Source organism: Burkholderia sp. AU4i (assembly GCF_000466765.1).
Taxonomy (GTDB): Bacteria; Pseudomonadota; Gammaproteobacteria; order Burkholderiales; family Burkholderiaceae; genus Burkholderia; species Burkholderia cepacia.
The window spans coordinates 18,033-36,156 of record NZ_ASSI01000163.1 but is presented as its reverse complement, the minus strand read 5'-3'; the positions used below and the strand labels follow the sequence as shown (position 1 = coordinate 36,156).

The following is an 18,124-nucleotide window of genomic DNA, read 5'->3' as shown; positions in this document are numbered from 1 at the left end:
CGGGCCGAACGGCGCGGGCAAGTCGACGCTGTTCGGCGTGATCGCGGGCGCGACGCGGCCGACGCGCGGGCGGGTCGTGCTGCACGGCGTCGACCTGCGCGGGCGCGGGCCGGTCGTCGCGAGCCGCCTCGGCATCGGCCGCAGTTTCCAGCAGACGAGCGCGTTCGCGCGGCTGACCGTATTCGACAATCTGCGCTGCGCGGCGCTGCATGCGCCCGCCGAACGGCGGCGCTGGTGGAACCGGCTGCGCGAATCGGCGTCGGTCGATCTCGCGGCCGCGCGCGTGTTGCACGACATCGGGCTCGATGCGCGGCGCGGCGCGCTGGCCGCCGAACTGAGCTATGCGGAACAGCGCGCGCTCGATCTCGGGATCGCGCTCGCGAGCGGCGCGCGCACGCTGCTGCTCGACGAACCGACGGCCGGCATGAGCCGCGAGCAGGCGGCGCGGATGATCGCGCTGATCCGTGCGACGACGCAGGGCCGCACGGTGCTGATGATCGAGCACGACATGGACGCGGTGTTCGGTTTCGCCGAACGCATCACGGTGCTCGTGCGCGGCGCGGTGGTCGCGACCGGCGCGCCCGATGCAATCCGTGCCGATTCGCGCGTGCGCGCCGCGTATCTGGGAGAGGGACGCGCATGAGCGCACTGCTCGACATTCGCGGCCTGCGCGCGTGGTACGGATTGCAGCCCGTGCTCGACGGCGTCGATCTTGCGCTGGCACCGGGCGAGACGCTCGCGCTGCTCGGCCGCAACGGCTCGGGGCGCTCGACGCTCGCGAAGGCCGTGCTGGGGCTCGTGCGCACGGCCGGCTCGGTGCGCATCGCCGGCGCCGAGTGCGCGGGTGCGCGCACGTTCGAGATCGCGCGGCGTGGTGTCGCTTACGTTGCCGAAAGCCGCGACGTGTTCCCGCTGCTGACGGTGCGCGACAACCTGCGGCTCGGGCTGCGCGGTGCCGGCGGTGCGGCCGAACGCGCGGCGCTCGAACGCCTGTTCGAGCGTTTCCCGCTGCTGGCCGCGCGCGCGGACGTGAAAGCCGGGCGGCTGTCTGGCGGCGAACAGCAGGTGCTCGCGCTGGTGCGTGCGCTGGCCGGCCGCCCGCGCGTGCTGATCGTCGACGAGCCGGCCGAAGGGCTCGCGCCGCTCGCGGTCGACGAAGTCGGCGCTTGCCTCGCCGCGCTGCAGGCCGACGGCGTCGCGATCCTGCTGATCGAGCAGCGGCTGCAGTTCGCGCCGCGGCTCGCACGGCGCGTCGCGGTGATGGGGCGCGGACGGATCGTCTACGACGGCGCGCTCGATGGCCTGGGCGGCGAGGTCGCCGATGCGTGGCTGAGCGCCGGCTGACGGCGCGCGATCGATTGTTCGGCAAACTCCGCCAGTCAATTCGTGTCGAGCCGCTTTATCACTGCGGTGCCGCACCGTACATTGCCAGTCAGGCCGGTCGTCATCACAACGCGTCGACGCGTCAACGCATCGTCGCGGCAACCGGCGCCATCCATCGAAGGTCTTCTGACTGAGGAATGAAATCATGAGCAAGCTGGCAGGCAAGGTCGCGATCGTCACGGGCGGATCGAAGGGCATCGGCGCGGCAATCGCGAAGGCACTGGCCGCCGAAGGCGCGTCGGTCGTCGTCAACTACGCGAGCAGCAAGGCGGGTGCCGACGCGGTCGTCGGTGCGATCGTCGAAGCGGGCGGCCGCGCGGTCGCGGTGGGCGGCGACGTGTCGAAGGCAGCCGACGCACAGCGCATCGTCGATACGGCGATCGACACGTACGGCCGTCTCGACGTGCTCGTCAACAATTCCGGCGTGTACGAATTCGCGCCGATCGAGGCGATCACCGAAGAGCACTATCGCCGTCAATTCGACACGAACGTGTTCGGCGTGCTGCTGACGACGCAGGCAGCCGTCAAGCATCTCGGCGAAGGCGCGAGCATCATCAACATCAGCTCGGTGGTGACCAGCATCACGCCGCCCGCCAGCGCCGTCTACAGCGGCACCAAGGGCGCGGTCGACGCGATCACCGGCGTGCTCGCGCTCGAACTCGGCCCGCGCAAGATTCGCGTGAACGCGATCAACCCGGGGATGATCGTGACCGAGGGCACGCACAGCGCGGGCATCATCGGTTCGGATCTCGACAAGCAGGTGCGCAGCGAGACGCCGCTCGGCCGTCTCGGCGAGCCGGACGACATCGCGTCGGTGGCCGTGTTCCTCGCGTCGGATGACGCACGCTGGATGACCGGCGAGCATCTCGTCGTGAGCGGCGGGTTGAACTGATCGTGCGGGGCGGTGCATCGGCGCGCTTGCGCCGGTCGTGCCGCCCTTGTCGTTACGCGTGCGGCGCGAGCGCGTAACGGCCGACGTGCCACTGCAGGCTCTCGACGACGAGCGCGTGATTGTGTTCCGAGTCGAGCCCCGCGATCGTCATCGCGCCGACGATGCCGGCCCCGGCAACACGCAACGGCACGCCGCCGCCGTCGAGCGCATAGTCGTCGTCCGACAACCCCTGCGACTGCAACGACCAGCCGGCGCGACGAAAGCGCTCGCCGACCGCGAGTGAGCTGAGACCGAAGCGCAACACCGTGTTCTGTCGGCGGCGGATCGCGTGGCTGTCGTTCGCGTGGCTGCCGTCGAGCGCGCAATAGAACAGCGGCGCCTGCTCGCCGACGATGCTCACCGCGATCGGCAGCCCGCGGCGCGACGCGAGGTTGACCGCGATCTCGCCCATCCGGCGGGCAAGCGCCGCGTCGAAGCGCGGCAGCGCCGGGTTCGACGCGTCGTCGTCGAACGGGTGGGGATCGAGGCGAAAGAGGGGCGTCACCATGGCGGCTCCGTGGCGTTCCCGGCTCTGGGTGCGCGTGCCGGGCATCGCATCGTCACGGGCCGCGCGCGGGCCCGTCTTCCATTCAGCGCTTCGGCGCCGCGTCGAGCATCCATTCGTGCGCGGGGTCATTCCTGAACGCCCACGCGCGGCTCGGTCCGGCCATCACGTTCAGGTAGTACAGGTTGTAGCCGTGCGGCGCGACCACCGGATGGTAGCCGCGCGGCACCATCACGACGTCGTGGTTCTCGACCGCGCACGCTTCGTCGAGGCTGCGGTCGTCCGTGTACACGCGCTGGAACGCGAAACCCTGCGGCGGATCGATCCGGTGGTAGTAGGTTTCCTCGAGCGAGGTTTCGTCGGGCGCCGCATCGCGGTCGTGCTTGTGCGGCGGATAGCTGCTCGAATGGCTGGCCGGCGTGATGACCTCGACGACGAGGAGGCGCTCGGCCGCCGGGTTGTCGCCCATCAGGATGTCGCACACGTAACGCGTATTGGTGCCTTGCCCGCGTACCGAGCGGCGCATCCGTTCGCCGTCGAGGCGTTGCACGGGTTTGTCGCCGCTCGCATACGGCGCGGTGCACAGCGCGATTTCCGCATCGCGCGTCGCGACCAGCGTGACCGTCTTGCCGCCCGGCACGTACAGCGCATCGGGCGATACGTCCTCGAACACGCTGTCGCGCTTGCCGAGCGCATCGTGGGTCGTGCCGTCGACCTCCGCGCGCACCGTGCCCGTGAGCACGACGACGCACAGTTCCCGCGTGCCCGTGTCGAGCGTTTCGGTGTCGCCGGCTTTCAGGCGCAGCGCGCGAAAGCCGACATGCTTCCAGCCGGCCGATTCCGGCGTGACGTTGCAGATTTCGCGGTCGGCAGAGGCTTTGACCAGCAGGGGAGAAATCGTCATGGGGTGGGGCTCCGCAATGGGGTGACAGCGGGGGTGACGGGGCTCACGCGCTCAACCGGTCGACGATCGCGCGCAGCGATTCGTAGCCCTTCTTCGCATACGCATAACTCGGCGCGACGGCCGGATCCTGCTCGGCCTCGACGACGAGCCAGCCTTCGTAGCCGGCATCCTTCAGCGTGCGCAGCGTCGCCTCGTAGTCGAGCGCGCCGTCGCCGGGCACCGTGAAGGTGCCGTTGATCACGCCGTTCAGGAAGCTCCAGCCGCTGTTGCGCGCCTGCGTGACGACCTGCGGCCGCACGTCCTTGCAATGCACGTGGACCACGCGCGATACGTGTTTCTTCAACAGCGTCACCGGGTCGGCCGCGCCGCCGAAATACGCGTGGCCGGTATCGAACAGCAGGAACACCTTCGCCGGATCGGTCAGCGCCATCAGCCGGTCGACGTCGTCGGGCGATTCGACGTATGCGCCCATGTGGTGATGGTAGGCGAGCTTGATGCCGTACGTGTCGAGCAGGTGCGCGCCGAATGCGTCGAGGCGTGCCGCGTAGCGCCGCCATGCGTCTTCGTCGACGAAGCGAGGCCGCTTCGCGACCGGCGTGTCGATGTTGCCCTGGATCGTGCCCGCGCATTCGCCATACACGACCACGTTCACGTCGTTGTATTGCAGCTTCGTCATGTGCGCGCGGCAGCGCTCGATCTCCGCGGCGACCGCATCGGCGTCGCTCATGCCCGGCGCGACCTCCGCGAGGAAACCCGAATACCAGCCCGACACGCACACGAGCCCGAACCCGGCAAGTTTCGCCTTCAGCTCGGGGCCCGTCTTCGGAAACTTGTTGCCGAGCTCGAAGCCCGCATAGCCGATTTCGGCGCCTTCCTTCAGCGCCGTTTCGAGCGGCGTCTCGCCGCCGAGCGACGGCAGGTCGTCGTTCATCCACGACAGGGGATTGATACCGATGCGGACGTTCCAGCTCATGACGGGCTTCCTTGGTTCGAATGTGTTTTTCGCGGGAGGGTGCGTGGGGCAGCGTGCGCCGTCAGCGCCGCTGCCGGGTCTTCGCGTCGAGATACGCGCGGTGCGCATCCTCGACGCCGGCGCGTTCGGACACCTGCGGCACGGCGACTTCCCACCATGCGCCGCCGTCGTCGGTCGTGCGCTTGTGCGTGGTGTCGATCACGAGCACCTGGCTCGTCTTCGCCGCGCGGGCGCGCTTCATTTCGCTGCGCAGCTCGCCGATGTCGCGCACGTGCACGGCGTCGGCGCCCATCGCGCGCGCGTGCATCGCGAAGTCGATCGTCGAGCGTGCGCCGCCTTCGGGCACGCAGTCGTCGAGCATGTTGTTGAAGCTCGCGCCGCCGCAGTTCAGTTGCAGCCGCTCGATGCAGCCGTAGCCGCGGTTGTCGAGGATCACGACGACGATCTTGCGGCCGAGCATCACCGACGTCGCGAGTTCCGCGTTGAGCATCATGTACGAGCCGTCGCCGACGATCACGATCACTTCGCGCTCGGGCCGCGCGAGCTTCGCGCCGAGGCCGCCCGCGACCTCGTAGCCCATGCACGAGTACGCGTAGTCCATGTGATAGTTGCCCGGCACGCCGCTGCGCCACAGCTTGTGCAGTTCGGCCGGCAGCGTGCCGGCCGCGCACACCACGAGGTCGTCGCGCGCGCTGTCGCGCCCCGCGTCGGCCGCGGAGTCGCGCACCGCGCCGATCACTTCCGCGTCGTAGGGCAGCGTGTCGTTCGGCACGTGCGTCGTGAGTTCGGTCACGCGCGCGTTCCATGCGGCGGCCTGGTCGCGGTTGCTGGCCGTCCATGCCGGATCGGCGTGCCAGCCGGCCAGCGCGGCCGACAGCTGGCCGAGGCCCGTGCGCGCGTCGGCGACGAGTTGCCGGCCGCGTTTCTTGCCCGCGTCGAACGGCTGCACGTTCAGGCTCAGCAGCGTCGCGTTGCCGTAGAGCGCATGCGAGCCGGTCGTGAAGTCCTGCAGCCGCGTGCCGACCGCGAACACCACGTCGGCCTGCGCGGCCGCGCGGTTCGCGGCGGGCGAGCCCGTCACGCCGATCGAGCCGAGGTTCAGCGGGTGGTCCCACGCGAGGCTGCCCTTGCCGGCCTGCGATTCCGCGACCGGCACGCCATGCGTATCGGCGAACGCACGTAGTGCGTCCCACGCCTGGCTGTACAGCACGCCGCCACCCGCGACGATCAGCGGCTTCTTCGCGGCCTTCAGCACGTCGAGCGCATCGGCGAGCTCGAGCGCGTCGGCCGGCGGCCGGCGCATCCGGATCACCGGCGGCGCGAAGAAGTCCTCGGGCCAGTCGTACGCGAAGGTCTGCACGTCCTGCGGCAGCGCGAGGCATACGGGGCCGCACTGCGCGGGGTCGGTCATCACCTGGATCGCACGCGGCAGCGCGACGAGCAGCTGCTCGGGCGACGTGATCCGGTCGAAGTAGCGCGTCACCGGCCGGAAGCAGTCGTTCGCGCTGACGTCGCCTTGCTCGAAATCCTCGACCTGCTGCAGCACGGGGTCGGGCAGGCGCGACACGAACACGTCGCCGGGCAGCAGCAGCAGCGGCAGGCGGCCGACGTGCGCGAGCGCGGCGGAGGTCAGCATGTTGGTCGCGCCCGGGCCGATGCTCGACGTCGCGGCCATCATCCGCTGGCGGAAGTTCGTTTTCGCAAACGCGATCGCCGCGTTCGCCATCCCTTGCTCGTTGTGTGCGCGGAACGTCGGCAGCCGGTCTTTTTCCGCATGCAGCGCCTCGCCGAGCCCGGCCACGTTGCCGTGGCCGAAGATCGCGAACACGCCGCCGCAGTAGGGCAGGATCTCGACGCGGCCGTCGGGCTGGACGACTTCGGCGCGCAGGGCGGCCAGGTAGCGCACGAGCGCCTGGCTGACGGTCAGTCTTACGGTAGAGGTCATGTCGGTCGGTGAAGAGGATTCGGGTGGATCATCGCGGGCGTCGCTTCGTGCTGTGCCACGTCACGTCATGTCACGCCGCGGCGGCGCGGGCGGCCGCCGCACGGCGGCCGAGCCAGGCATCCACGAGCTGCGCGAAGTTGCCGGCCACTTCATCGATCAGCGCCTGGTCGTCGATCCGGCCGGCGAACCAGTTCAGCGATGCATCGGCCCACAGCGTGCGCCCGACCATGAAGCCCTTGACGATCGGGTTGGTCGCCGAGCGGAAGCTGTCGACGAGGTATTGCAGCGGCTGGTTCAGACCGAGGATCACCGCGCCCCGGCAGTGCGGGTCGCGCTCGGCGATCAGCGCGGCGAGCCGTGCCCAGCCGTCGGCGCTCAGCGGCGTGAGTTTCCACCATTCGGGTTTCACGCCGAGGTTGTAGAAGCGCGCAATCGTGCGCAGCACCGCGTCGTCCTCGGTGCCGGCCGGCGTGACCGCGCGCGGCGGAATCATCTCCAGCAGCAGTTCGTTGCCGCTGGCGCGCGTGGCTTCCCACAGTTCCAGCACGCGCTGCTCCTGTTCGACGCGCAGGTCGACCTGGTCGTCCGGATGGTAGTGAACGAGGCACTTCACGACCTGTTCGGTCGGCCAGTGCGTGAGCGACGAGCCGACCGAGCGCGTTTCGTCGAAGCGCAGCGGCCGCGAGCCCGGCAGTTCGACCGGGCGGCCGACCCACCAGCCGCGCCCGGTGGCCGACGCCAGCGCGTCGCTGCCGTAGCCGCCGCCGTCGATCAGCACGCCGACATGGCCTTCGATATGACGATCGCGCTCGACCTGCTCGACCGCGCGCACGAGCAGGCGCTTGAGCGTCCTGATCCGCGCTTCGTCGGCGCCGGCCTGCACCGCGAGTTCGTAGAACTGGCTGCGATGATCGAACGCCATCACGCACAGGTCGTCCCATTCGCGGCGCGGCACCGTCACGCGATGCAGGTGCGCGAGCGTGTGATCGGCATCGACCACCGGATTGCGGCTGCCGTCGAACCAGTGCGCAAGCTCGGCCGGCGTCGGCATCGCCGCGGAGCACGCATGGCGCGATACGACGATCGCGCCGCACGCGTTCGCGATGCGCGTCGACTCGGCCCAGTCGCGGCCGCGCAGCAGCCCCGACAGCAGGCCCGACAGGAACGCGTCGCCCGCGCCGAGCACGTTCAGCACTTCGACGCGTTCGCCGAGGAAGGTCGGCGCATCGTCGATGCGGGCGGGAATGTCGCCTTCGATCACGCAGCAGCCGAGCGCGCCGCGCTTGACGACCAGCGTCGCGTTCGTGATGGCGCGCACCGCCTGCAACGACCCGATCAGGTCGTGCGGCACGCCGCCCGCGATCAGGAATTCCTCCTCGGTGCCGACCAGCAGGTCGAATTCGCCGAGCACCTGCTGCAGCTGACGCGTCACCTGCGCGTCCGGCACGTAGCGGTTCTCGCCCGCGCTGCGCGCGGTCAGGCCCCACAGCACAGGCCGGTAGTCGATGTCGAGAATCCGTACGACGCCATGGCGGCGCGCATAACCGAGCGCGGTCAGCGACGCCTCGCGCGTGCCCGGCGTCGACAGATGCGTGCCGGTGATCGCGAGCGCGCGGCAGCCGGCGATGAAGTCCTCGCTGATCTCGTCGGCGCGCACGGCCATGTCCGCGCAGTTCTCGCGCACGAACAGCAGCGGGAACGTGTCGCGATCCTTCAGCCCGAGCAGCACCAGCGCGGTGAGGCGTTCGCGGTCGGTCTGCAGCTGGCTCGTGTCGCAGCCTTCGCGCTCGAGCGTCTCGCGCAGGAAGCGGCCCATCTGCTCGTCGCCGACGCGCGAGATCATCGCGGTCTTCAGCCCGAGCCGCGCCACGCCGAACGCGACGTTGCCGGACGAGCCGCCGAGGTACATCTGGAAGCTGCGCGCGTCTTCGAGGCGGCTGCCGTACTGCTGCGCATAGAGATCCACGGCCACGCGGCCGAGGCAGGCGAGATCGATGGGGCGGTCACTCGGAAAGTTCAGCAGGCTCATATCACGTGTCACGCTCGCGGCCGGCGTTCGGCAATGCCGGCGGATTAGGGGACCGATCCGGTCGCGACCGTCCGCACCGTGTATTGCACGACGCGGGACTGCCTGCCGCCAGGAATCGGGCTACGGACGCAGTCTAGACTTTTTGGAAATCCAGTTCCCTAGGTGAAATCACGTAGAAATAAATTTCCAAATTTTCGAGGAAGTGATCTACAGTTTCATCCGGATGCTTCAGTCCGTATCGGATTCGATCGGACTCGGCCCGGCGGCGCGCAACGCGCCGTCTTCCGCCCCCGGAGATGAGGAGACAGATTGATCATGAAGACCAAGCTGATGGCCGTCGCGGCCGCCGCGATCCTGGCTGCGCCGCTCGCGCATGCCGAGAAGATCGGCGTGACGATGGCGTCGTTCGACGACACGTTCCTGACCATCCTGCGCAACAGCATCGCCGATTCGGCGAAGAAGGACGGCGCGACGGTGCAGATCGAGGACGGCGGCAACGACGTCGGCAAGCAGTTGAGCCAGGTCCAGAACATGATTGCGCAGAAGGTCGACGCGATCATCGTGAACGCGGTCGATACCGACGCGACGCCGAAGATCACGAAGATGGTGACGGCCGCGAAGATCCCGCTCGTCTACGTGAACCGCAAGCCGGTCGACTTCGACAAGCTGCCGGCCGGCGTCGCGGTCGTCGCGTCCGACGAGAAGCAGTCGGGCACGCTGCAGGCGCGCCAGGTGTGCAAGCTGCTCGGCGGCAAGGGCGACCTCCTCGTGCTGATGGGCGAGCTGTCCAACGAATCGGCGCGCGCCCGCACGAAAGACATCGAGGACGTGATCGCGACGAAGGATTGCGCGGGCATGAAGATCGTCGACAAGCGCGAGGGCAAGTGGAGCCGCACGCAGGGCCAGGACATCACGATGAACTGGCTGAGCTCGGGCACGAAGTACGACGCGATCATCTCCAACAACGACGAGATGGCGATCGGCGCGATCAATGCGCTGAAGGCCGCGCGCAAGTGGACGCCGAAGACGATCGTCGCCGGCATCGACGCGACGCCCGACGGGCTCGCCTCGATGAAGAGCGGCGAGCTGAAGGTGTCGGTGTACCAGAACGCGTCCGGGCAGGGGCAGCAGGCCGTCGCGGCCGCGCTCAAGCTCGCGAAGAAGCAGCCCGTCGACCGCTACGTGAACGTGCCGTTCGAGCTCGTGACGCCCGAGAACATGAGCCAGTACGCGAAGCACTGACCGGTGATCCGTTGAACTGCGCGTGCCCGGCATGACCGGGCACGCGCGCGACTCGTCGAGGAACGTCCATGTTTACAGCCAGGATCGCGCGCCCGATGGCCGGCGACGATGCGTCGGCCGGTGCGTCGGGTTTGTCCGGCGCGTCGGCCCCGCCGGCTTCTTCCGCGGCCGACTGCGTGCTCGAGGTGCGCGGTGTCGGCAAGTCCTTTCCGGGCGTCGTCGCGCTCGATGGCGTGCAGTTCCGCGTGCGTCGCGGTACCGTCCATGCACTGATGGGCGAGAACGGCGCGGGCAAGTCGACGCTGATGAAGATCATCGCGGGCGTCTACACGCCCGACGAGGGCGAAATCCTGATCAACGGCGAGCCGGTCGTGCTGAACGGCCCGCTCGATGCGCTCGATCGCGGCATCGCGATGATTCACCAGGAACTCAACCTGATGCCGTACATGACGGTCGCGGAGAACATCTGGATCCGCCGCGAACCGAAGAACCGCTTCGGCCTGATCGATCACGCGGCGCTGCGCCGCCAGACGGCCGCGCTGTTCGAGCGGCTGTCGATCGACATCGATCCGGAAACCGACGTGCGCACGCTGACGGTCGCGAGCCGCCAGATGGTCGAGATCGCGAAGGCCGTGTCGTTCGACTCGGACGTGCTGATCATGGACGAGCCGACTTCCGCGCTGACCGACAAGGAAGTCACGCACCTGTTCCGGATCATTCGCCAGCTGCGCGAGCAGGGCAAGGGCATCGTCTACATCACGCACAAGATGAACGAGCTGTTCGAGATCGCCGACGAGTTCTCGGTGTTCCGCGACGGCAAGTACATCGGCACGCATGCGTCGAGCGACGTCACGCGCGACGACATCATCCGCATGATGGTCGGGCGCGAGATCACGCAGATGTTCCCGAAGGAGGAGGTGCCGATCGGCGACGTCGTGCTGTCGGTGAAGAACCTCGGCGTCGACGGCGTGTTCCGCGACGTGAGCTTCGAGCTGCGCGCGGGCGAGATCCTCGGCGTGGCCGGCCTCGTCGGCTCGGGGCGCTCGAACGTCGCGGAGGCGCTGTTCGGCGTCGTGCCGGCCACGTCGGGCGAGATCCGGATCGACGGCAAGCCGGTGCGGATCGCGACACCCGCGCAGGCGATGAAGCACGGGATGGCCTTCCTCACCGAGGATCGCAAGGACACCGGCTGCTTCCTGAATCTCGACCTGCTCGCGAACATGGAAGCGGCGGTGCTCAGCAACCGCTACGTGAAGTTCAATTTCGTGCGGCAGGCGCAGCTGAAGCGCGACTGCGAGGAAATGAGCCGGATGCTGCGCGTGAAGTCGCCCGGGCTGCACGAGGAGATCCAGAACCTGTCGGGCGGCAACCAGCAGAAGGTGCTGATCGGCCGGTGGCTGCTCACGCAGCCGCGCATCCTGATCCTCGACGAACCGACGCGCGGCATCGACGTCGGCGCGAAGGCCGAGATTCACCGGCTCGTCAGCGCGCTCGCCGGCAAGGGTGTCGCGGTGCTGATGATCTCGTCGGAAATGCCGGAAGTGCTGGGAATGAGCGATCGCGTGATGGTGATGCACGAAGGGCGCATGACCGGCATCGTCGATCGCAAGGACGCCGACCAGGTCCGCATCATGGATCTCGCGTCGCGCTGAGCCGAAACAAGACTGGAGACAAACGAAATGGGCAACCTGAACCCGGCTGCGGATGCGCAGACCATGACGATCAAGGCGCGGCACATGAAGTGGCCGCCCGAACTGAGCATCTTCCTCGTGCTCGTCGGCATCAGCCTGTTCTTCGAGATCGTCGGCTGGATCGTCGTCGGCCAGAGCTTCCTGTTCAATACCGAGCGGCTCGAGATCATCGTGCTGCAGATGGCCGTGATCGGCATCATCGCGGTCGGCGTGAACCTCGTGATCATCACCAGCGGGATCGACCTGTCGTCGGGCTCGGTCGTGGCCGCCGCGGCGGTCGTGTCGGCAAGCCTCGCGCAGGTGTCCGACTTCCCGCGCGCGGTGTTTCCGCACCTGACCGACCTGCCGATCATCTGGCCCGTGCTCGCCGGCGTGTGCGTCGGGCTGCTGGTCGGCCTGCTGAACGGCTCGCTGATCGCGATGACCGGCATCCCGCCGTTCATCGCGACGCTCGGCACGATGGTGGCCGCGCGCGGGTTCGCGAAGTGGTTCACCAACGGGATGCCCGTGTCGATGCTGACCGACCAGTTCGCGGCCATCGGCGCAGGCGCCAATCCGGTGATCATCTTCCTCGTGATCGCCGCGATCTTCCATGTCGTGCTGCGCTACACGCGCTTCGGCAAGTACACCTACGCGATCGGCGCGAACCGTCACGCGGCCGTCGTGTCGGGCATCAACGTCACGCGCCACCTGATCTTCGTCTACGCGATCGCGGGCCTGCTGAGCGGGATCGCCGGCACCGTGACCGCCGCGCGCGCAATCTCGGGCCAGTCGGGCATGGGCGTGATGTACGAACTCGATGCGATCGCGGCCGTCGTGATCGGCGGCACGTCGCTGTCGGGCGGCCTCGGCCGCGTGACGGGCACCGTGATCGGCGTGCTGATCCTCGGCGTGATGACGTCGGGCTTCACGTTCATCCGCATCGACGCGTATTACCAGGAGATGGTCAAGGGCGCGATCATCGTCGCGGCCGTGATCGCCGACCAGTACCGCAACAAGAAGAAGCGCCGCTGACCGTCGTGCATCTCCGGACGAAGGCGGCACGTGCCGCCGCGTTCGTCCGTAACCCACTGTCGCCGAGGATTTTCGATGAAGATCGCGCTGGACCCCTACATGATTCGCCACCTGCCGCTCGACCGCCTGCCGCACGCGGTGGCCGAGCTCGGCTACGACCAGATCGAGCTGTCGCCGCGCAGCGACTTTCTCGACTGGTGGGTGATGCCGCGCGCGACGCGCGAGCGAATGGCCGCTTTCCGGCAGGCGATGCGCGCGAGCGGCGTCGGCCTCGCGTCGCTGCAGCCGATGTACCGCTGGGCGAGCCCGTTCGAGGACGAGCGGTTATGGGCCGTGCGCTGCTGGAAGAAGGCGATCGAGGTGGCGGTCGAGATGGAGTGCGCGCTGATGGTGTCGGAGTTCGGGCGCGGTGCGTCGCCCGAGCGCTCGGTCGGCGAACGGCCGGGCGCGAACCCGAAGGAGCTGTGCGAAGCCGCGTGGTTCCGTTCGATGGACGAGCTGCTGCCGATCCTCGAGCGCGAACGCATCGTGCTGTCGGTCGAGCCGCATCCGGAGGACTGGATCGAGCAGCTGCAGCCGGCGATCGACATCGTCACGAACATCGGCTCGCCGTCGCTGAAGCTGTCGTACATCGCGCCGCACACGTTCTACTACGGCGACGACATGGCGGCGATGATCGCGCAGGCCGCGCCGATCCTCGCGCACGTGCGCGTGGCCGACACCTTCGACCACCGCAAGAGCAGCCAGCTGCGCTACATCGTGAACCCGCCCGGTTCGAACCAGATCCGCGTGCACCAGCATCTCGACATCGGGCAGGGCGAGATCGACTGGGACGTGTTCTTTCGCGCGCTCGGCGCGGCAGGCTTCGACGGCGTGATGTCGTCGTGCGTGTTCGCGTGGGAGGACCGCGCGGAAGCGTCGTCGCGCTACATGCGCGAGACGATCCGGCGCTACGTCGATCGTTTTTTCGATCGCACCGCGCGCTGACCTATTGCCGACCGGTGCGACGGGTGTCGCACCGCAGATGAACGACTGGAGACTGTTAGATGACCTTGCAAATCGGCGTGATCGGCTGCGGCGCGATCGGCCAGGACCACATCCGCAGACTGACCCGCACGCTGTCCGGCGCGCGTGTCGTGGCCGTCAACGACATCGATCCGCAGCAGGCGCGCGACGCGGTGACGAAGTACGGGCTCGATGCCGAGATCTACGCCGACGGCCACGAGGTGGTCGCGGCCGCGGACGTGCAGGCCGTGCTCGTCACGTCGTGGGGCCCGACGCACGAAGCGTTCGTGCTCGACGCGATCGCGCACGGCAAGCCCGTGTTCTGCGAGAAGCCGCTCGCCGTCACGGCGGAAGGCTGCATGCGGATCGTCGAAGCGGAAGTCGCGCACGGCAAGCGGCTGGTGCAGGTCGGCTTCATGCGTCCGTACGACGAAGGTTATCGCGCGCTCAAGCGCGTGATCGACAGCGGCGAGATCGGCGCGCCCTTGATGCTGCATTGCGCGCACCGCAACCAGTCGGTCGGCGAGCGCTACACGACCGACATGGCGATCACCGACACGCTGATTCACGAACTCGACGTGCTGCGCTGGCTGCTCGGCGAGGACTACGTGAGCACGCAGGTCGTCTATCCGAAGAAGACGCGCCATGCATCGTCGCATCTCGCCGATCCGCAGATCGTGTTGCTGGAAACCGCGAGCGGCGTGCGCATCGACGTCGAGATCTTCGTGAACTGCCAGTACGGCTACGACATCCAGTGCGAGGTGGTCGGCGAGCAGGGCATCGCGAAGCTGCCCGATCCGCCGGCGGTGGGGCTCAAGCATGCGGCGCGGCAGTCGGTCGAGATCATGACCGACTGGAAGGAGCGTTTCATCGCATCGTACGACGTCGAGCTGCAGGCGTTCATCGACGGCGTGCGCGCGCACGCGCTCACCGGGCCGTCGGCCTGGGACGGCTACGCGGCGGCGGTCGCGGCCGACGCATGCGTGCGGGCGCAAAAGAGCGGGGCGGTCGAATCGATCGCGATGGCCGAACGCCCCGCGTTCTATCGCGGCTGACCCGCCGGAGAGACCGACATGACGATGAAGATTGGCTGCGCGCCCTGCTGCTGGGGTGTCGACGACGTGAAGAACCCGCACCTGCCGCCGTGGCGGCAGGTGCTCGCCGAAGCCGCGCAGGCCGGCTACTCGGGCATCGAGCTCGGGCCGTACGGCTACATCCCGCTCGAACTCGACGTGGTGAGCGCCGAGCTCGAGCGGCAACGCCTGAGCATGACCGCCGGTACGATCTTCGACGATCTCGTGGCGCCGGAGAACCTGCCGAACCTGCTGCGCCAGACGCGCGACATCTGCGCACTGATCACGCGGCTGCCGAAACTGCCGACGCAGGACGGCCAGCGCTACGCGGCGCCGTACCTGGTCGTGATCGACTGGGGGCATGAAGAACGCGACTACGCTGCCGGCCACGGCGATCGCGCGCCGCGGCTGTCCGGCGAGCACTGGGCGCGGATGGTCGACCATATCCGGCAGATCGCGACGATCGCGCGCGACGAATTCGGCGTGCGCGCGGTGATCCATCCGCATGCGGGCGGCTACATCGAATTCGCGGACGAGATCGACCGGATCGTCGCCGACATTCCGGCCGACACGGCCGGCCTTTGTCTGGACACCGGCCACCTGCATTACTCGGGCATGGACCCGGAAACCTGGCTGCGCCGCCATGCGGCGCGCCTCGACTATGTGCACTTCAAGGACATCGACGCGGCCGTGTACGACGCGGTGATGGGCGAGCACATCGCGTTCTTCGCCGCGTGCGCGCGCGGCGTGATGTGCCCGATCGGCACCGGCGTGCTCGACTACCGGTCGATCCGCCACGCGCTCGACGACATCGGCTACGCCGGGTACATCACGATCGAACAGGAGCGCGACCCGCGCAATGCCGGCACGAGCCTGCGCGACGTCGCCGCGAGCCGCGCGTTTCTCGCGTCGGCCGGCTTCGCATGATGCATCGCGCGTTGCACCCCCGAACCCCCTGAACACGGACCAGGAACACCACCATCATGATTGACGGACAGATTCTGCTTGGACATTCGATTCGCTGGGGCATGGTCGGCGGCGGGCTCGGCAGCCAGATCGGCTACAGCCACCGGTCGGCCGCGTTGCGCGACGGCAGCTTCCAGCTGGTCGCCGGCGCGTTCGACATCGATCCCGAACGCGGCCGCCAGTTCGGCGTGAAGCTCGGCGTCGCCGCCGAGCGCTGTTATCCCGACTACGCGACGATGTTCGACGCCGAGGCGCGCCGCCCGGACGGCATTCGCGCGGTGTCGATCGCGACGCCGAACAACACGCACTTCGAGATCTGCCGCGCCGCGCTGAACGCGGGGCTGCACGTGGTCTGCGAGAAGCCGCTGTGCTTCACGACCGAGGAGGCCGAGGCGCTGCAGCGGCTGTCGGTCGAAAAGAACCGGATCGTCGGCGTCGCGTATGGTTATTCCGGACACCAGATGATCGAACAGGCGCGCGAGATGATCGCGCGCGGCGATCTCGGCGAGATCCGCATCGTGCAGATGCAGTTCGCACACGGGTTCCACAGCGAGGGCGTCGAGGCCGCGAGCGCGGCCGCGCGTTGGCGCGTCGACCCGAAGTTCGCGGGCCCGAGCTACGTGCTCGGCGACATCGGCACGCATCCGCTGTACATCTCCGAAGTGATGGCGCCCGAGCTGAAGATCCGGCGGCTGATGTGCTCGCGGCAGAGCTTCGTGAAGAGCCGCGCGCCGCTCGAGGACAACGCGTTCACGATCATGGAGTACGACACGGGCGCGGTCGGGTACGTGTGGTCGAGCGCGGTGAACGCGGGCTCGATGCACGGCCAGAAGGTGAGGGTGATCGGCGCGAAGGCGAGCGTCGAATGGTGGGACGAGCATCCGAACCAGTTGCGCTACGAAGTGCAGGGGCAGCCCGCCCAGGTGCTCGATCGCGGGATGGGTTATCTGCATCCGCACGCATTGCGCGAAGATCGCATCGGTGCCGGGCATCCGGAGGGGCTGTTCGAGGCCTGGTCGAATCTCTATGCGCGCTTCGCGCTTGCGATGGATGCGGCCGACCGCGGCGACGCCGCGGCGTTGAAGAACATTCGCTTTCCGGATGTCCATGCCGGCGTGGAAGGCGTGCGCTGGGTGGAGAACTGCGTGCGCTCCGCCGATGCGGGCGGCGTGTGGATCGACTATCGCTGAACCGGCGGCGCGGGCAGGCTGCTTGCCGCATGTTTCCGCTTCTGCTGCTTCTGCCGCCTTTGCCGCTTTTTCCGTTGCTCGCCGCTTCACCCCGATGGCGGCTTGGTAGACGCCCTAATCTTTACGACGCCGCGAGAGCGTTGGACAATCGCTTCCAGTATCGCCGTGGAGCGTAGGCAAGTGATGATCGAGCGCGTGGGAGCGACCACGTGGCGCGGGCCGCGCCGCAAACGTGATTAAATTCGCCCTTCATGCATGTGTTCAGGTGAGCCCCGGGCCGCGTCCGTCAGTGTCGCGCGCGCATCGGGGCCGTCAACTTCGCGCTATCCGATGAGTTCATCCGAGAAACCTCCCGCCACCGTCGAGCAGTTCCTGCAGCACCTGACGCAGGAGTACGACGGCCTCAGCAATCGCCTGAAGGTGATTGCTCGCCACGTGGAAACGCATCGGGACCAGCTTGGCCTGGAAGGCATCCAGTCGCTCGCGGAGGCGTGCGGCGTCCAGCCGTCGGCCGTTGTGCGCTTCGCGAAGCATTTCGGCTTTTCCGGCTTCTCCGAGATGCAGCGGCTGTTCCGCGAAGGGCTCGCGCAGCAGATCGCGCCGGGGCGCGCGTACAACCTGCGGCTGCGCGACGTGATCGAGTCGGGCTCGTCGAGCCTGCAGCCCGAACAGATCGCCGACGAGTTCATCAAGGGCAGCATTGCCGGCATGCAGCAGCTGCGGCAGACGCTCGATTCGCAGGCGCTCGCGCAGGCCGTCGACCTGCTCGCCGAAACCCAGGCGATCTGGATCGCGGGCTCGCGGCGCGCGTTTCCGATCGCCGTGTATCTCGACTACGCGCTGCAGCACACCGACAAGCGCATCGGGCTGTTCAGCGCGCTGGGCAGCATGCATCTCGGGCAGATCCGGTCGGTGCGCGAGGGCGACGTGATGATCGTCATCTCGTTCATGCCGTATGCGGAGGAAACCGTGCAGGTCGCACAGCAGGCCGTGCAACGCGGCGCGCGGCTGATCGCGATCACCGACAGCCGGATGAGCCCGCTCGCACGGGAGGCCGAGGTGACGCTGATGGTGCAGGACAGCGAGACGTTCGGCTTCCGCGCGCTGACGGCCACGATGGGTCTCGCGCAGAGCCTGTTCGTCGCGCTCGCGTATCGGCTCGAACTGTCGTACCTGCCGACCGCCGACGGCGCGCACGGCACGAAGGCCGGCTGACGCCGCCTGCCGGCGTACCGGCCGCGAGCGCGGCCGGCACCCGGCAAGCGGCACCCGG

Annotated in this window: 16 protein-coding genes; 11 read left to right on the top strand and 5 right to left on the bottom strand. The window is 68.2% G+C overall.

The genetic code is table 11. The features are described from left to right. From L810_RS32035 to L810_RS32025, 3 genes are all read left to right on the top strand, one after another. Positions 1–643, top strand: a 643-nt coding sequence (locus L810_RS32035; protein ID WP_042977001.1) for an ABC transporter ATP-binding protein, incomplete at its 5' end; no start/stop codon positions are given. Further along, positions 640–1,344: an ABC transporter ATP-binding protein gene (locus L810_RS32030; protein ID WP_021162384.1), complete on the top strand. Its 705-nt coding sequence runs from the start codon at positions 640–642 to the stop codon at positions 1,342–1,344. The genes L810_RS32035 and L810_RS32030, both read left to right, overlap by 4 nt. 184 nt (positions 1,345–1,528) lie before the next feature. Beyond that, positions 1,529–2,275 carry a glucose 1-dehydrogenase gene (locus L810_RS32025; RefSeq protein ID WP_021162382.1) on the top strand — a complete coding sequence of 249 codons (747 nt, stop codon included), beginning with the start codon at positions 1,529–1,531 and terminating at the stop codon, positions 2,273–2,275. Positions 2,276–2,327: 52 nt separating this feature from the next. Here the strand turns inward: L810_RS32025 and L810_RS32020 are convergent, their stop codons facing one another. The 5 genes from L810_RS32020 to L810_RS32000 all read right to left on the bottom strand — a co-directional run bounded on the left by L810_RS32020 (position 2,328) and on the right by L810_RS32000 (position 8,670). Next, complete coding sequence (locus tag L810_RS32020; RefSeq protein ID WP_021162381.1) at positions 2,328–2,822, bottom strand: heme-degrading domain-containing protein; 495 nt, start codon at positions 2,820–2,822, stop codon at positions 2,328–2,330. Positions 2,823–2,904: 82 nt separating this feature from the next. Next, positions 2,905–3,723 carry a 5-deoxy-glucuronate isomerase gene (gene iolB, locus L810_RS32015; RefSeq protein ID WP_021162380.1) on the bottom strand — a complete coding sequence of 273 codons (819 nt, stop codon included), beginning with the start codon at positions 3,721–3,723 and terminating at the stop codon, positions 2,905–2,907. A 43-nt stretch (positions 3,724–3,766) separates the two neighbouring features. Continuing rightward, positions 3,767–4,696 (bottom strand): myo-inosose-2 dehydratase, encoded by a 930-nt coding sequence (iolE, locus tag L810_RS32010; protein ID WP_021162379.1) that lies wholly within the window; start codon positions 4,694–4,696, stop codon positions 3,767–3,769. A gap of 61 nt (positions 4,697–4,757) precedes the next feature. Next, positions 4,758–6,641, bottom strand: a complete 1,884-nt coding sequence (iolD, locus tag L810_RS32005; RefSeq protein WP_021162378.1) for a 3D-(3,5/4)-trihydroxycyclohexane-1,2-dione acylhydrolase (decyclizing) — start codon at positions 6,639–6,641, stop codon at positions 4,758–4,760. 70 nt (positions 6,642–6,711) lie between these two features. Continuing rightward, complete coding sequence (locus tag L810_RS32000; RefSeq protein ID WP_021162377.1) at positions 6,712–8,670, bottom strand: bifunctional 5-dehydro-2-deoxygluconokinase/5-dehydro-2-deoxyphosphogluconate aldolase; 1,959 nt, start codon at positions 8,668–8,670, stop codon at positions 6,712–6,714. Positions 8,671–8,985: 315 nt separating this feature from the next. Between L810_RS32000 and L810_RS31995 the strand changes: the two genes are divergently transcribed. From L810_RS31995 to L810_RS31960, 8 genes are all read left to right on the top strand, one after another. Continuing rightward, positions 8,986–9,912, top strand: a complete 927-nt coding sequence (locus L810_RS31995) for a sugar ABC transporter substrate-binding protein (protein ID WP_027787741.1) — start codon at positions 8,986–8,988, stop codon at positions 9,910–9,912. A 68-nt stretch (positions 9,913–9,980) separates the two neighbouring features. Further along, positions 9,981–11,564 carry a sugar ABC transporter ATP-binding protein gene (locus L810_RS31990; RefSeq protein WP_042976999.1) on the top strand — a complete coding sequence of 528 codons (1,584 nt, stop codon included), beginning with the start codon at positions 9,981–9,983 and terminating at the stop codon, positions 11,562–11,564. 27 nt (positions 11,565–11,591) lie between these two features. Further along, positions 11,592–12,617, top strand: coding sequence for an ABC transporter permease (locus tag L810_RS31985; protein ID WP_021162374.1), 1,026 nt, complete (start codon positions 11,592–11,594; stop codon positions 12,615–12,617). Positions 12,618–12,692: 75 nt separating this feature from the next. Next, positions 12,693–13,604 (top strand): sugar phosphate isomerase/epimerase family protein, encoded by a 912-nt coding sequence (locus L810_RS31980; protein WP_021162373.1) that lies wholly within the window; start codon positions 12,693–12,695, stop codon positions 13,602–13,604. A 59-nt stretch (positions 13,605–13,663) separates the two neighbouring features. Next, positions 13,664–14,677 (top strand): Gfo/Idh/MocA family oxidoreductase, encoded by a 1,014-nt coding sequence (locus L810_RS31975; RefSeq protein WP_021162372.1) that lies wholly within the window; start codon positions 13,664–13,666, stop codon positions 14,675–14,677. 18 nt (positions 14,678–14,695) lie between these two features. After that, positions 14,696–15,622: a TIM barrel protein gene (locus L810_RS31970; RefSeq protein ID WP_021162371.1), complete on the top strand. Its 927-nt coding sequence runs from the start codon at positions 14,696–14,698 to the stop codon at positions 15,620–15,622. A 56-nt stretch (positions 15,623–15,678) separates the two neighbouring features. Further along, complete coding sequence (locus L810_RS31965) at positions 15,679–16,851, top strand: Gfo/Idh/MocA family protein (RefSeq protein WP_021162370.1); 1,173 nt, start codon at positions 15,679–15,681, stop codon at positions 16,849–16,851. 330 nt (positions 16,852–17,181) lie between these two features. Continuing rightward, complete coding sequence (locus L810_RS31960; RefSeq protein ID WP_021162369.1) at positions 17,182–18,066, top strand: MurR/RpiR family transcriptional regulator; 885 nt, start codon at positions 17,182–17,184, stop codon at positions 18,064–18,066. Positions 18,067–18,124 lie beyond the last annotated feature (58 nt).

Excerpts from the sequence above, each read along its gene's own strand:
- L810_RS32030 (WP_021162384.1), top strand. The coding sequence starts at position 640 with ATGAGCGCACTGCTCGACATTCGCGGCCTGCGCGCGTGGTACGGATTG.
- L810_RS32025 (WP_021162382.1), top strand. The coding sequence starts at position 1,529 with ATGAGCAAGCTGGCAGGCAAGGTCGCGATCGTCACGGGCGGATCGAAG.
- L810_RS32020 (WP_021162381.1), bottom strand. The coding sequence starts at position 2,822 with ATGGTGACGCCCCTCTTTCGCCTCGATCCCCACCCGTTCGACGACGAC.
- iolB (WP_021162380.1), bottom strand. The coding sequence starts at position 3,723 with ATGACGATTTCTCCCCTGCTGGTCAAAGCCTCTGCCGACCGCGAAATC.
- iolE (WP_021162379.1), bottom strand. The coding sequence starts at position 4,696 with ATGAGCTGGAACGTCCGCATCGGTATCAATCCCCTGTCGTGGATGAAC.
- iolD (WP_021162378.1), bottom strand. The coding sequence starts at position 6,641 with ATGACCTCTACCGTAAGACTGACCGTCAGCCAGGCGCTCGTGCGCTAC.
- L810_RS32000 (WP_021162377.1), bottom strand. The coding sequence starts at position 8,670 with ATGAGCCTGCTGAACTTTCCGAGTGACCGCCCCATCGATCTCGCCTGC.
- L810_RS31995 (WP_027787741.1), top strand. The coding sequence starts at position 8,986 with ATGAAGACCAAGCTGATGGCCGTCGCGGCCGCCGCGATCCTGGCTGCG.
- L810_RS31990 (WP_042976999.1), top strand. The coding sequence starts at position 9,981 with ATGTTTACAGCCAGGATCGCGCGCCCGATGGCCGGCGACGATGCGTCG.
- L810_RS31985 (WP_021162374.1), top strand. The coding sequence starts at position 11,592 with ATGGGCAACCTGAACCCGGCTGCGGATGCGCAGACCATGACGATCAAG.
- L810_RS31980 (WP_021162373.1), top strand. The coding sequence starts at position 12,693 with ATGAAGATCGCGCTGGACCCCTACATGATTCGCCACCTGCCGCTCGAC.
- L810_RS31975 (WP_021162372.1), top strand. The coding sequence starts at position 13,664 with ATGACCTTGCAAATCGGCGTGATCGGCTGCGGCGCGATCGGCCAGGAC.
- L810_RS31970 (WP_021162371.1), top strand. The coding sequence starts at position 14,696 with ATGACGATGAAGATTGGCTGCGCGCCCTGCTGCTGGGGTGTCGACGAC.
- L810_RS31965 (WP_021162370.1), top strand. The coding sequence starts at position 15,679 with ATGATTGACGGACAGATTCTGCTTGGACATTCGATTCGCTGGGGCATG.
- L810_RS31960 (WP_021162369.1), top strand. The coding sequence starts at position 17,182 with ATGAGTTCATCCGAGAAACCTCCCGCCACCGTCGAGCAGTTCCTGCAG.